Origin of the sequence: Aeromonas sp. MR16 (genome assembly GCF_022549315.1) — a bacterium.
Lineage (GTDB): Bacteria > Pseudomonadota > Gammaproteobacteria > Enterobacterales > Aeromonadaceae > Aeromonas > Aeromonas aquatica.
The window spans coordinates 471,438-483,329 of record NZ_JAKZFK010000001.1 but is presented as its reverse complement, the minus strand read 5'-3'; the positions used below and the strand labels follow the sequence as shown (position 1 = coordinate 483,329).

The 11,892-nt window shown below is 64.6% G+C and carries 11 protein-coding genes; 6 read left to right on the top strand and 5 right to left on the bottom strand.

The genetic code is table 11. The features are described from left to right. Nucleotides 1-136: 136 nt before the first annotated feature. On the bottom strand, nt 137-1,759 hold the full coding sequence (locus MM194_RS02135) for an acyl-CoA synthetase (protein WP_241342493.1): 1,623 nt from the start codon (nt 1,757-1,759) through the stop codon (nt 137-139). Nucleotides 1,760-2,096: 337 nt separating this feature from the next. On the opposite strand from MM194_RS02135, the gene MM194_RS02130 reads away from it, so the two are divergent. Both MM194_RS02130 and MM194_RS02125 read left to right on the top strand, forming a co-directional pair. Beyond that, a complete protein-coding gene (locus tag MM194_RS02130; protein ID WP_241342492.1) occupies nt 2,097-2,636 on the top strand; it encodes a glycine zipper 2TM domain-containing protein in 540 nt (179 codons plus the stop codon). 277 nt (nt 2,637-2,913) lie between these two features. Further along, on the top strand, nt 2,914-3,453 hold the full coding sequence (locus MM194_RS02125; protein ID WP_033132030.1) for a glycine zipper 2TM domain-containing protein: 540 nt from the start codon (nt 2,914-2,916) through the stop codon (nt 3,451-3,453). Nucleotides 3,454-3,565: 112 nt separating this feature from the next. On the opposite strand, the gene MM194_RS02120 is transcribed toward MM194_RS02125, so the two are convergent. The 4 genes from MM194_RS02120 to fadI form a co-directional block, all read right to left on the bottom strand. Next, the gene (locus MM194_RS02120; protein WP_033132029.1) at nt 3,566-4,123 is read right to left on the bottom strand and encodes a YaeQ family protein; all 558 of its coding nucleotides are present in this window, start codon (nt 4,121-4,123) and stop codon (nt 3,566-3,568) included. A 170-nt stretch (nt 4,124-4,293) separates the two neighbouring features. Beyond that, the gene (locus tag MM194_RS02115; RefSeq protein ID WP_081966246.1) at nt 4,294-4,434 is read right to left on the bottom strand and encodes a TIGR02808 family protein; all 141 of its coding nucleotides are present in this window, start codon (nt 4,432-4,434) and stop codon (nt 4,294-4,296) included. Between the two features lie 297 nt (nt 4,435-4,731). Then, nucleotides 4,732-6,882, bottom strand: coding sequence for a fatty acid oxidation complex subunit alpha FadJ (fadJ, locus tag MM194_RS02110; RefSeq protein ID WP_241342491.1), 2,151 nt, complete (start codon nt 6,880-6,882; stop codon nt 4,732-4,734). 14 nt (nt 6,883-6,896) lie between these two features. Further along, the gene (gene fadI / locus MM194_RS02105; RefSeq protein ID WP_241342490.1) at nt 6,897-8,207 is read right to left on the bottom strand and encodes an acetyl-CoA C-acyltransferase FadI; all 1,311 of its coding nucleotides are present in this window, start codon (nt 8,205-8,207) and stop codon (nt 6,897-6,899) included. A 183-nt stretch (nt 8,208-8,390) separates the two neighbouring features. Between fadI and MM194_RS02100 the strand changes: the two genes are divergently transcribed. The 4 genes from MM194_RS02100 to MM194_RS02085 all read left to right on the top strand — a co-directional run bounded on the left by MM194_RS02100 (nt 8,391) and on the right by MM194_RS02085 (nt 11,887). Continuing rightward, nucleotides 8,391-9,341, top strand: a complete 951-nt coding sequence (locus MM194_RS02100) for an AAA family ATPase (RefSeq protein ID WP_241342489.1) — start codon at nt 8,391-8,393, stop codon at nt 9,339-9,341. Between the two features lie 109 nt (nt 9,342-9,450). Beyond that, entirely contained in the window at nt 9,451-10,341 is an 891-nt protein-coding gene (locus tag MM194_RS02095; protein WP_241342541.1) for a DUF58 domain-containing protein, read from the top strand. After that, nucleotides 10,326-10,892 carry a DUF4381 family protein gene (locus tag MM194_RS02090; RefSeq protein ID WP_241342488.1) on the top strand — a complete coding sequence of 189 codons (567 nt, stop codon included), beginning with the start codon at nt 10,326-10,328 and terminating at the stop codon, nt 10,890-10,892. The genes MM194_RS02095 and MM194_RS02090 overlap by 16 nt, the downstream gene beginning before the upstream one ends. Then, complete coding sequence (locus tag MM194_RS02085) at nt 10,889-11,887, top strand: VWA domain-containing protein (RefSeq protein WP_241342487.1); 999 nt, start codon at nt 10,889-10,891, stop codon at nt 11,885-11,887. Before MM194_RS02090 ends, MM194_RS02085 begins: the two co-directional genes overlap by 4 nt. Nucleotides 11,888-11,892: the final 5 nt, after the last annotated feature.

Below are 11,892 nucleotides of genomic sequence, written 5' to 3'. Positions count from 1 at the left end.
GTATGTCCCTCATGCAAGTCAACGGCGTTGACATGGATTATTCAACACCGTTGACCTGGACTGTCCAGCGACACATCCACATGACCACAGGAGATGAACTGCCCTCAGATGCCCGTCCGCATCCCCTTCGACGGGATCACTCCAGCTGCTGGCGCAACATGAACTTTTGCACCTTGCCGGTGGAGGTCTTGGGCAGGGGGGTGAAGATGATGCGCTTGGGGGCCTTGAAGTGGGCCATCTGCTCGCGGCAGAACGCGATCAGCTCCGCTTGGCTCAGCTCCCTGCCCTCCTTGAGCTTCACGAAGGCGCAGGGCACCTCTCCCCACTTCTCGTCCGCCATGGCGATCACCGCGGCCTCGTCCACGTCGGGATGACGGTAGAGCACATCCTCCACCTCCAGGCTGGAGATGTTCTCCCCGCCCGAGATGATGATGTCCTTGGATCTGTCCTTGATCTCCACGTAGCCGTCCGGGTGCCAGACCGCGAGATCCCCGCTTCTGAACCAACCTTCCGCCATCGCCTCCTCGCTCGCCGCCGGGTTCTTGAGATAGCCCTTCATCACCACATTGCCGCGCAGGAAGATCTCCCCCAGGGTCTTGCCATCCTGGGGTACCGGCTCGCCGCTGACCGGGTTGGCGACGCGCATCTCCCCCTGCAGCGGTGAGGCCACCCCCTGGCGTGCCTTGAGCCGCGACAGGGCGGCGGCATCCTGCCCGTCCCAGCTGCGCTGGGGCTCGCAGACCACGCAGGGGCCATAGGTCTCGGTCAGGCCATAGGTATGGGTCACGGCTATCCCAATCGCCTCCATGCCGGCGATCACCGTGGCTGGCGGCGCCGCACCGGCCGTCATCACCTTGATGGGGTGATCCAGCCCCTGCTTGAGCGCCTCGTCGGCGTTGTTGAGCATATTGAGGACGATGGGTGCCGCGCAGAAGTGGCTCACCTTGTGGCTGTGCAGGGCCTCATAGATGGCGCCAGCCTGCACATGGCGCAGGCAGACGCTCACCCCGGCGGTGGCCGCCATCGTCCAGGGGAAGCACCAGCCGTTGCAGTGGAACATCGGCAGGGTCCACAGATAGACGGGGTGCTTGGGCAGCTCCCAGGAGAGCACGTTGTTGACCGCATTGAGGTGGGCGCCGCGATGGTGATAGACCACCCCCTTGGGGTTACCCGTGGTGCCCGAGGTGTAGTTCAGGGAAATCGCCTGCCACTCGTCCGCCGGCAGCCAGCCGGGCTCGTCGCCGTTGCCCCCGGCAATGAAGGCCTCGTAGTCGAGCTCGCTTACCAGCGCTCCCTGCTGATAGAGGGGATCGTCGATGGCGATGAGCAGCGGCGCGGCGTCGAGCAGGGCCAGCGCCTTGCCGACCACGGCGCCAAACTCCCTGTCCACCAGCACCACCCTGCTCTGGGCATGCTGGAAGATGAAGGCCATGGACTCGGCATCGAGCCGGGTGTTGATGGTGTTGAGCACGGCGCCGCTCATGGGTACCCCGAAGTGAGCCTCGAACATGGCCGGGACATTGGGGGCGACGATGGAGACAGTGTCCCCCTCGCCTATCCCGTGCCGGCGCAGGGCCGAGGCAAGCCGGCGGCAGCGCCGCTCGGTCTGGGCCCAGCTCTGGCGCAAGGGGCCGTGGATCAGGGCCGGGTAGTCGGGATAGACCCGGGCCGCCCGGGTCAGAAAGCTCAAGGGGGTCAGGGCCTCGAAATTGGCGGGCGTCTTGCCAAGGCCTGTCTCATAGATGTTCTGCTCTGTCATCGGGTTCCTTCCTCATATGTGGCACAAAGCGGGTGGATCCGGCTGGCCGGCCTGTTGCCGGGAAACGGCGCCGGGCATCATGCCCGGGGCCTATGCCCTATGGAAAGAGAGGGTATCAAGGGGGATCCGCGACAGGTATTAGCAAAACGTCTTAGGCCTTTCTGGGTATGGCAACGGCCGTTGTCGCCAAAGCCCGACACCTTGTTGGCGAGATAATTTTTGGTGAAGTCAGAGGCTGTCGTGCCTGCGCGCGGCTTCCCTTGTTCATCCACGACGGTGTGCCAAGATGACCGCAAGCTCGAACAGCATCAGATGATGCATCTCAGGAGAACGCAAAATGAACACATCCATGTTGGCAGGTGTCGGGATCGGTATCGCCTCTGCGCTGGCCTTGTCGGCGGCAGCCAGTGGATCCCTGTTTTCATCCCAGCCCCAGTTTGCCGAGGTGCTGGCCAGCAAGCCGGTGACCGAGACCATCAAGACCCCCAGACAGGAGTGCCGCAACGTCGCCGTCACCCACCGCAAGCCGGTGCAGGATGAGCACAAGATCCTGGGTACCGTGGTCGGCGCGGCCTTGGGTGGCGTACTGGGCAACCAGTTCGGGGGCGGCAGCGGCAAGAAGGTGGCCACCGTTGCTGGCGCCGCCGCCGGTGGCTACGCGGGCAACCAGGTGCAAGGCAACATGCAGGCCGGTGATACCTACACCACCACGGAGCAGCGTTGCAAGACGGTGCAGGACAGCAGCACCCGCACCCTGGGCTATGACGTGACCTATCGTCTCGCAGGGCAAGAAGGGGTGATCCGCATGGAAAAAGAACCCGGCCCCACCATCCCGGTCAAGGATGGCAAGTTGGTACTGAGCAACGCGCAGGGTTGAACCTCCGTTAGGAGCGCCCTGCCTTGAAAAAGGCCCACCCTGTCAGGGGTGGGCCTTTTTTCATCTGCGCCGTCTCGGCCCCCCTCTCACACCATTCCCTTCCCCGCCTCGATAATCTCCATTGGCTCGCTTGTCGCCAATCACAGACAGCGCCTTGACACAGCGACTTTCCCTGTCGTCAGCCACTGTCGCAATTGATGGGTCCCTCTCTTGAGCCGCGGCGGCAAAGCACCAACAATAGGCCGCAATTGACAAATCAAATAACAGAGAGAGCTAGATGAACAAGTCCATGTTGGCAGGTATCGGCGTCGGCATCGCCTCCGCATTGGCGCTGTCCGCCGTCGCCAGCGGATCCCTGTTTTCCCCCGAGCCCCAGTTCGCCGAGGTGCTGGCCAGCAAGCCGGTGACCGAGACCATCAAGACTCCGCGCCAGGAGTGCCATAACGTCACCGTCACCCACCAGCAACCGGTGCAGGATGAGCGCAGGGTCGCCGGCAAACTGGTCGGGGCGGCGATCGGTGGCGCCATCGGCAACCAGTTTGGCGGTGGCAACGGCAAGAAGGTGGCGACCGTGGCCGGCGCCGTGGCCGGTGGCTATGCCGGGGATCAGGCACAGGCCAACAGACAGGCCAAAGACACCTACACCACCCAGGAGCAGCGCTGCAAGACGGTGCAAGACAGCAGCACCCGCACCCTGGGCTATGACGTCACCTACAGCCTCGCCGGCCAGCAGGGCGTTATTCGTATGGAGAAAGAGCCCGGCCTTACCATTCCGGTCAAGGACGGCAAGCTGGTACTGAGCACGGCGCAGGGTTGAACCTCCGTTAGGAGCGCCCTGCCATGAACAAGGCCCACCGTCGAGGTGGGCCTTGTTCATGTAAACACGGGAATGGCGATATCGAGCAGGGAGCCAAATCTGGCGGCTCCGTTTAGAGTTCGCGGGCGGGACGACCCATCAGCACCACAGGGTCCAGGGTGACTTCCTGAGTGCCATTGCTGATCCAGAGCTGACCATCGGAGATGGTGCAGGTGAGCTGCATGGTGCGCTCCACCATGGCGGTCAGCGGCAGGGTCTGGCTGTCGGAAAGCTCGATGACGCTCAAGTTGTCATGCTGGCTGAGCTTGCCCTGGTTCTGCTTCCACCAGACGTTGGTGCCGCGCCCGCCGTACAGATAGAGCACCACCTGGCGGGAGCGATTGCAGGCTTTTTTCAGCCGCTTCTCATCGGGCTGACCCAGTTCAATCCAGAGCTCGATCTCGTCGGTGTAGTTCTTGCACCAGAGCTCGGGCTCATCGTCGGCACTGAGTCCCTTGGTGAACTCCAGCCGCTCGGCGGCGTGCCAGGCGAAGGCGGCCAGCCGGATCATCATCCGCTCGTCGGTTTCGGAGGGGTGACGGGCCAGGGTGAGGGAGACATCCTGATAGAGATGGCGATCCATGTCGGACAGACTGAGCTGGGCCTTGAATACGGTTGCCTTGAGAGCCATAGAAACCTTGAATAGCTGGAAATGGGCGGGAGCGCCTGAGAGTGCGCGCCAGTGTAATCAAAATCGGCGCCGGGTTCGACCACCTTGGTGCAACCCTTGGCATGGGAAGGGGCGCACAAAAACAAATGCCAGTCGTAAGACTGGCATTTGGCGCTATGAACGAGAGTGACTCACTTCTCGGCGGGCTTGACCCCGAAGGCATTGAGCAGCAAGCAGCAGGTCACTGCCACGGCCACGAACCCGCTCAGGAAGATAAAGGGCATGGCCCCGTATCCCAATATGTTCCAGATGGTTTGTTCAAGCAGACTCATAGTGTGTCCTTCATCCAGTGAAATGGGTGTTTCCGTTGGCGGCGGGGATACCCCGCTCCTGATGCCGTTATTTGAACTCAACCGGCGCCTAACGCCTATGCCACCAAAGTAATAAATGGGGCACTTGTTTGCGCTAGATCAATAATTTACCCCCTATTGACCCGACTATCTGTTTGCCCAGACGCTCCTGATGCCCTCCGTTCAACGATAGCCCAGGAAAAGAGAGCAAAAAAAGAGAGGCGACCCGGGTCGCCTCTCTTGATCGTCCTGTTCATACCGCGCGGGCATGCCCCAGGGTTATGGGTAGAAACGCAGCTGCTCCGCCGCCATCGCCTTGAGCCGCGCGCAGGGGGCGAATCTGTCCCCGTGGCGCTTCTGATAGTGCTCGAGACGGCCGACCAGATGGGCGATGCCGAGGCTGTCCATGTAACGGAAGGGGCCACCCAGGAAAGGTGGGAAGCCGATGCCGAAGATGGCGCCGATGTCGCCGTCACGGGCCGAGGCTACCACCCCGCCGTCCAGCGCCATGGCCGCTTCGTTGAGCATCAGCAGCACGCAGCGCTCGGCGATCTCCGAGCGGGCCAGCTTGGGCGATGGCGAAACTCCGAGCACGGCGTAGACGCTCTCGTCCACCGTCTTCTTGCCTTCCTTGCCGGTGAGCCGGTTGCGCGGTGCCGCCTTGCCGTAGAGATAGAAGCCCTTGCCGTTCTTGCGACCCTTGCGATCCCCTTGCAACAGCCTGTCAAACGCCTTGGGCGCCTGGAACTGTTCGCCACCGAGCTCGCGCTCGAGGATGGGGGAGATCTTGGCGCCCACGTCGATGCCCACCTCGTCGAGCAGGGTGATGGGGCCGACCGGGAAGCCGAAGTCCAGCAGGGCGCCGTCCAGCACCTCCACCGGCTCCCCTTCCAGCACCAGCCGCGCCGCCTCGTTCATGTAGGGGGCGAGGATCCGGTTCACATAGAAGCCGGCCTCGTCTTTGACCACGATCGGGGTCTTGCCCTGAGCGCGGGCGAAGGCCAGCGTCGTGGCCACCGTCTCGGCACTGGTGCCGGCGTGGGGGATGATCTCGGCGAGCGGCATCTTGTCCACCGGGCTGAAGTAGTGCAGCCCCACAACTCGCTCAGGATGGGCGGCATTGGCCGCGATCTGGTGGATGGGCAGGGAGGAGGTGTTGGAGGCAAACACCGTGTGTTCGCCACATTCGCGCTCCACGTCCTGCACCATCTGATGCTTCAAGGCGAGATCCTCGAACACCGCCTCCACCACCAAGTCGACCCGGTGGAAACCCGAGTAGTCCAGGGTGCCGGACAGCATGCTCATCTGCTTTTCCAGTTCGCTGCGCAAGATCTGACGACGTTTTAGCTTCTTGGCCAGCAGATCATAGCTGTAACGCATGGCGTTGCCGATGCCCACACTGGCCACGTCCTTGATGCGCACCGGTACCTTGGCCTTGGTGGCGGTGACGAAGGCGATGCCGCCTCCCATCAGCCCCCCGCCGAGCACGGCGGCATGAGCCACCTTGCGCGGGGCGGCGCCCTGGTAACTCACCTCCTTCTTCATCTCGGTGGTGGCGAAGAACAGGGAGCGCAGGGCGGCGGATTCCGGAGTCATCACCAGCTCGCCGAAGTGGCGAGCCTCGGCGATGAGGCCGGCCTGCATCCCCTCCTCCACGCCGATGCGCACCACCTCGAGGATCCGCTCCGGCGCCGGGTAGTTGCCCCGGGTCTTGGCCTTGACGCCCTTGCTCGCCTGGCTGAACAGCACCTTGCGACCGAGGGCATTGGTCTCCAGCAGCTTGCCCTGCAGATCCCGCTTCAGCGCATGGCGCGGCTTGCCCTTCTTGGCCAGCTTGATAGCGGCCTCCAGCAGTATGGAGGGGGGCACCACATCGTCCACCAGCCCCAGTTTCTTCGCCTGCTTGGCCCTGACCTGCTTGCCGGTCAGCATCAGATCCAGCGCCTTGGCCACCCCGATGAGACGCGGCAGGCGCTGGGTGCCGCCGGAGCCCGGCAGCAGACCGAGCTGTACTTCCGGCAGACCCAACACGGTTTTGGCGTGATCGGTCACCACCCGGCCATGGCAGGCCAGGGCCAACTCCAGCCCGCCGCCGAGGCAGGGGCCGTGGATGGCGGCGATCACCGGGATGCTCAGGGACTCGATCTCGGCGAACACCAGTTGCCCTTCCCGGGACAGGGTCTGGGCATCTGTCGCGCTGGTGCAGGCCGCCAGCATGGCGATGTCGGCGCCGGCGATGAAGGAGTCCTTCTTGCCGGAGACCACCACCAGACCGATCAGATCCCGGTTGGCCTTCACCTCGGCCAGCACGGTGCGGATCTCGGCCGCGAAGGCGGCCTTGAGGGTATTCATGCTCTCGCCGGGCACATCCATGGTCAGGATGCCGATGCCGTCCTGGCGAATATCCAGTGCAAATGTTGCTGTGTTCATCTTGCTCGCCTCCATCATTCCACCTCCAGCACCATGGCCACACCCAGCCCGCCCGCCGCGCAGGCGGTGTTGAGCCCGAGGCCCCCGCCGCGACGACGCAGCTCGTGCAGGGTCTGGGTGATCATGCGGGCACCGGTGGCGGCAAAGGGATGGCCATAGGCCAGGGAGCCGCCGAGCACGTTGAATTTATCCATGTCCACCTCGCCGATGGCGCTGTCACGCCCCAGCTTGTCGCGAGCAAACTCGTGGCTTGCGAACATCTTGAGGTTGGCCAGGGTCTGGGCGGCGAACGCCTCGTGCATGTCGATCAGGGTCAAGTCGGCCAGCGTGATGCCGGCGCGGTCCAGCGCCAGCGGGGTGGCGTAGGAGGGACCCATCAGCATGTCCTGCCACACATCGATGGCGGAGAAGGCGAAGCTGCGAATGTAGCCGATCGGCTCCAGCCCCAGCTCCTTCGCCCGACCTTCGCGCATCAGCAGCACGGCGGCGGCGCCGTCGGTGAGCGGGGTGGCATTGGCGGCGGTGACGGAGCCATGCAGCCGGTCGAACACGGGCTTGAGCTTGGCGTAGCTCGCGAGATCAGAGCTCTCGCGGATGTTGTTGTCTCGCTCCAGCGGCGACTTGTAGGGGGGCACGTGGGCGGTGAAGACCTCGGCATTCAATTTTCCTTCGGCCCAGGCCTGGGCTGCCAGGCTATGTGAACGGTGCGCCAGGGCGTCCTGCGCCTCCCGGCTGATGCCGTGGCTCTTGGCCATCTGCTCGGCGGTCTGCCCCATGGAGAGGCCGGTGGAGTACTCGGCCACCGCCGGCGGTACCGGCATCAAGTCTTTCAGGCGCAGGCGGCGCAGTATGTTGAAGCGCTGCTGCAGATTGCGGGCCTTGTTGAGATCCACCAGGGCGCGGGCCAGGGACTTGCTGACCCCGATGGGCAGCACCGAGGAGGAGTCGGCGCCGCCGGCGATGGCGATGTCGACCGTGCCGGCCATGATGGACTCGGTGACGTTGGCCACCGCCTGGAAACTGGTGGCGCAGGCGCGGGACACGCTATAGGCGTCTGTGCTGACGCTCATGCCGGTGCCGAGCACTATCTCGCGGGCGATGTTGGGCGCCTCCGGCATCTGTACCACCTGGCCGAACACCAGCTGATCGATAAGCTTGGGGTCGAGATCCGTGCGGGCGAGCAGTTCGCTCACCACCAGCTTGCCGAGATCCACCGCGGGCACGCCGTGAAAGGCGGTGGCCTGCTTGGCAAAGGGGGTGCGCAGACCCGCCACGACGGCAATCCGTTCGCCCTGGCGCGTCGTCAGTTTCAATGGCTGTTTCATCCTGGCTCCTTGGGTTGAAGGGGAAGAGGTCTGACCTCATTGCGCCACATCTTAACAATCCACTCACAACTTTCATACGGCTGATTGAAACTAAATTGTCACCATCTTGGCCCCTCGCCTCGCCCTCTGGGGGTATCTGGGGTATAAAAAGAGCAACTTCTATTAAAACAACGGGTTCATTCCATGGCAGCGGCCGGGTTCAGAGCACTTAGGGACTATCTTGGCAGTCAAATTCTGGGACAGGGCCCCCTCATCGAGGGGCTGCTGATCGCCTTGCTATGTGAAGGACATGTGTTGATCGAGGGGGCGCCGGGTCTGGCCAAGACGCGCGCCGTCAAGGCGCTGGCCGGCGTGGTGGAGGGGCGCTTCTCCCGCATCCAGTTCACCCCGGATCTGCTGCCGGCCGATCTCACCGGCAGCGAGGTGTTTCACCCCCAGGATGCCAGCTTCGTGTTTCAGCCCGGCCCCCTGTTCAACCACCTGGTGCTGGCGGACGAGATCAACCGGGCCCCGGCCAAGGTGCAATCTGCCCTGCTGGAGGCCATGGCCGAGCACCAGATCACCGTCGGCAAGAAGAGCTGGCGTTTGCCGGCGCTCTTTATGGTGGCCGCGACCCAAAACCCCATAGAGCAGGAAGGCACCTACCCCCTGCCGGAGGCCCAGCTCGATCGCTTCCTGCTCAAGCTGATGGTGGATTACCCCAGCCCCGCCATGGAGCTCGCCATCTTGCAACTCAATGCCCGCGGCGACACCCTGACCCCGCCACCCCTGACCCTGAGCCAGGCCGATCTGCAAGCCGCCCGCACCGAGGTGCTGGCCGTGCAGATGCAGGCGCGTCTCGAGCACTATCTGGTGCAACTCGTCTGCGCCACCCGTCTCGGCAGCGGGCTCTGTCCCGAGCTAGAGCCCCTGATCGCGGTCGGTGCCAGTCCCCGCGCCAGCATAGGGCTGGCCCGCGCCGCCCGGGCCAGGGCCTGGCTCGCGGGACGGGACTTCGTGCTGCCGGAGGATATCCAGCAGCTGGCCCCCGCCGTGCTGCGCCATCGCCTCATTCCCAGCTATCAGGCCCTGGCCGACAACCTCGACAACGAGGCACTGATCTCACTGCTGCTGGATGTCATTCCATGTCCCTGAGCCCTCGCCCTCTGGCACCATCGCCTTCTTTCTGGCCCAGCGCTCAAACACGGGTGATAAATCCTGCCGACGAGGCATTTATCACGCTGCTGGATACCCTCCCTTGCCTCTGACGCAACATGAGGATCCTCGCGCTCATCCCGACATCGCCTTGCCGCTGACCCGGCTGCTGGCCATCCGGCTCTGGGCGAGGCAGGGACTCAGGGCGCGGGTGCATCAGGCAAGGCAGGGACGGATCGGCCGGATGCCGGGCTTGAGCTTTCGCGAACTGCGGGCCTACCAGGCCGGGGATGAGGTGCGTCACATCGACTGGCGGGTCACCGCCCGGCTCGGTCGCCCCTACACCCGGCTCTACGGCGAGGAGCAGGAGCAGGCCCACTGGCTGCTGCTCGATCTCTCCCCCCCCATGTATTTTGGCTCCGGGCCTCAGCTCAAGGCCCGTCTCGGCTGCGAGCTGGCCGCCGCCCTGCTCTGGCAGGGGGAAAAGCAGGCCAATACTCTGATCTGCCATGGGATGGCCCCCAAGATAGCGCCCCAGCGCGGCTCCCTGGTGCCCTTGCTGCAGACCCTCTGCCAGCAGTACGAAGCCGGGTTGGCACGCTCGCCACTGCCCTCATCCCTGGCCCAGACGCTGGCACACCTGAGACTGCCCCAGGGCGCCAGGTTGACCCTCATCGGCGATCACAATCCTTGTGACGAGGCCCTCGCCCAGCAGTTGCAACTGCTCGGTCGCCGCCACGACATTCACTACTGGCAAATTCGCGATCCTCTGGAGGCGAGCCTGCCCACACAAGGGCGACTGGCGGTGCAATCGGGCAAGCTCAGCGGCTGGCTCGACGCAGGGCTGCCCGCCTTTCGCCAACGCTACCGGCAAGCGGCCGACCAGCAGGCCGAGCGCAGCCAGCAGCAACTGTTGCCGCTGGTGCAACGCCTCTATCGGCTCGACAACGGCCAGAGCCTGCAACGCCAATGGCAGGAGGGTGGATGCCGTCTGCTCTGAGCGCCCCCCCTGGCGCGACCCTCGCAACGGATCAGGCGCCGCTGGATCAGGGGCGATTGCACGAGATCCAGGCCCAGTTGCGCGACATCCACCCAGGGCCTGAGCTCGCGAGTGTTGCCGATCCTCGCCTGTTGGCCTGGGGCTGGCTACTGATCATGATGCTTATCCTTTTTCTGATCATCACCCTGGCGCTAACCCTGTGGCGCCAGCGGCGCTGGGTGCGTCAGATAGACTGGCAAGGCGAAGATCTGGTGCCCAGGCTGCAAGCCACGCTGCGCCAGGCGGCGCTGGCCCGCTGGCCAGAGGCGCGCACCCTGCAAGGGGAGGACTGGCTCAGTTGGCTCGATAAAAAAGGGGGCAGTCACTTTGCGGATCTGGCAGAGCATTGGTCCGACTGGCTCTATGATCAGCAACAGCCTGATGCCCGGCAGCGGGCCTTGCTGCGCCGCGCCTACCTTCGCTGGGGACGTCGCTGCGTCAGCTCGCCACGGATACTGCCGCGGGGTCAGGTGCGACGAGCCTCCGGCCCGGGCCGCAGAGGTGCCTCATGATCCTCGCCTGGCCCTGGTTTGCCCTCGCCCTGGTGCTGCCGCTGCTGGTGCGCTTCGGTCTGCCCCCTCTCTCAGGCAACCGGCACGGCCACTCCCGGCTAGTCCACGGCGGCTTCCCCCTGCTGCTCCCCCAGGCCGGCCAGCCGCTCTGGCGCATGACCCTGTGCTGGTGCGCCCTGGTGCTGGCCCTGTGCCGCCCCCAATGGCAGGTGGAGCCCCTCATTCATTACCAGACCAGCCGGGATCTCATCCTGGCGGTGGATCTCTCCGACAGCATGCGCACCCAGGACATGCTGGACGAGGGGGAGCAGCGGGACCGGCTCGGCGCCGTGCGCCAGCAACTCAAGGCCTTGATAAGCGCCCGACCCGGCGATCGCATCGCCCTGATCGTCTTCGCCGATCACGCCTACCTGCTCTCCCCCCTGACCCAGGAGACCAGGGCGCTGCTGACCCTGAGCGATGAGCTCGATTTTGATCTGGTGGGGCGCACCACGGCCCTCGGCGAAGCCATACTGCTGGCGCGCCAGCATGCCGATCCGGCCCGTCCTACCGCCCTGCTGCTGGTCACCGATGGCCGCAACACCGCGGGCAATGCGGATCCCTTGCGCGAGGCCAAACTGGCCGCCGCCACGGGGATCCGGCTCTACACCCTGGGAGTCGGCGCCGATCCCGGCACCTTTGCCCAGCCGCTGGGGGGCGCCGATCCCAGCGCCGAACTGGATGAACCCTTGCTGCAACAGCTGGCAGCGATCGGGCAGGGCCGTTATTTTCGCGCCCGCAGCCAGGCCGATCTGATGGCCATCAACCAGGCCCTCGATAGTCTGGAGCCAGTTGCCCGCCCGCAGACCCGCTATCGTCCCAATCAGGAGCTCTATCCCTGGCCACTCGCGCTGGCCTGGCTGCTGCTGAGCTGGCCGCCCCGGCTGAGCGCCCTGGCGTCAGGTTGGCCCAGATGGCGACGCGCCAGCCCACCAGAGGAGCCGCCCCATGGGTGAGTTGC

What these genes read in the sequence shown, in the direction of transcription:
- MM194_RS02135 (WP_241342493.1), bottom strand. Translation starts at nt 1,759, where the DNA reads ATGACAGAGCAGAACATCTATGAGACAGGCCTTGGCAAGACGCCCGCC.
- MM194_RS02130 (WP_241342492.1), top strand. Translation starts at nt 2,097, where the DNA reads ATGAACACATCCATGTTGGCAGGTGTCGGGATCGGTATCGCCTCTGCG.
- MM194_RS02125 (WP_033132030.1), top strand. Translation starts at nt 2,914, where the DNA reads ATGAACAAGTCCATGTTGGCAGGTATCGGCGTCGGCATCGCCTCCGCA.
- MM194_RS02120 (WP_033132029.1), bottom strand. Translation starts at nt 4,123, where the DNA reads ATGGCTCTCAAGGCAACCGTATTCAAGGCCCAGCTCAGTCTGTCCGAC.
- MM194_RS02115 (WP_081966246.1), bottom strand. Translation starts at nt 4,434, where the DNA reads ATGAGTCTGCTTGAACAAACCATCTGGAACATATTGGGATACGGGGCC.
- fadJ (WP_241342491.1), bottom strand. Translation starts at nt 6,882, where the DNA reads ATGAACACAGCAACATTTGCACTGGATATTCGCCAGGACGGCATCGGC.
- fadI (WP_241342490.1), bottom strand. Translation starts at nt 8,207, where the DNA reads ATGAAACAGCCATTGAAACTGACGACGCGCCAGGGCGAACGGATTGCC.
- MM194_RS02100 (WP_241342489.1), top strand. Translation starts at nt 8,391, where the DNA reads ATGGCAGCGGCCGGGTTCAGAGCACTTAGGGACTATCTTGGCAGTCAA.
- MM194_RS02090 (WP_241342488.1), top strand. Translation starts at nt 10,326, where the DNA reads ATGCCGTCTGCTCTGAGCGCCCCCCCTGGCGCGACCCTCGCAACGGAT.
- MM194_RS02085 (WP_241342487.1), top strand. Translation starts at nt 10,889, where the DNA reads ATGATCCTCGCCTGGCCCTGGTTTGCCCTCGCCCTGGTGCTGCCGCTG.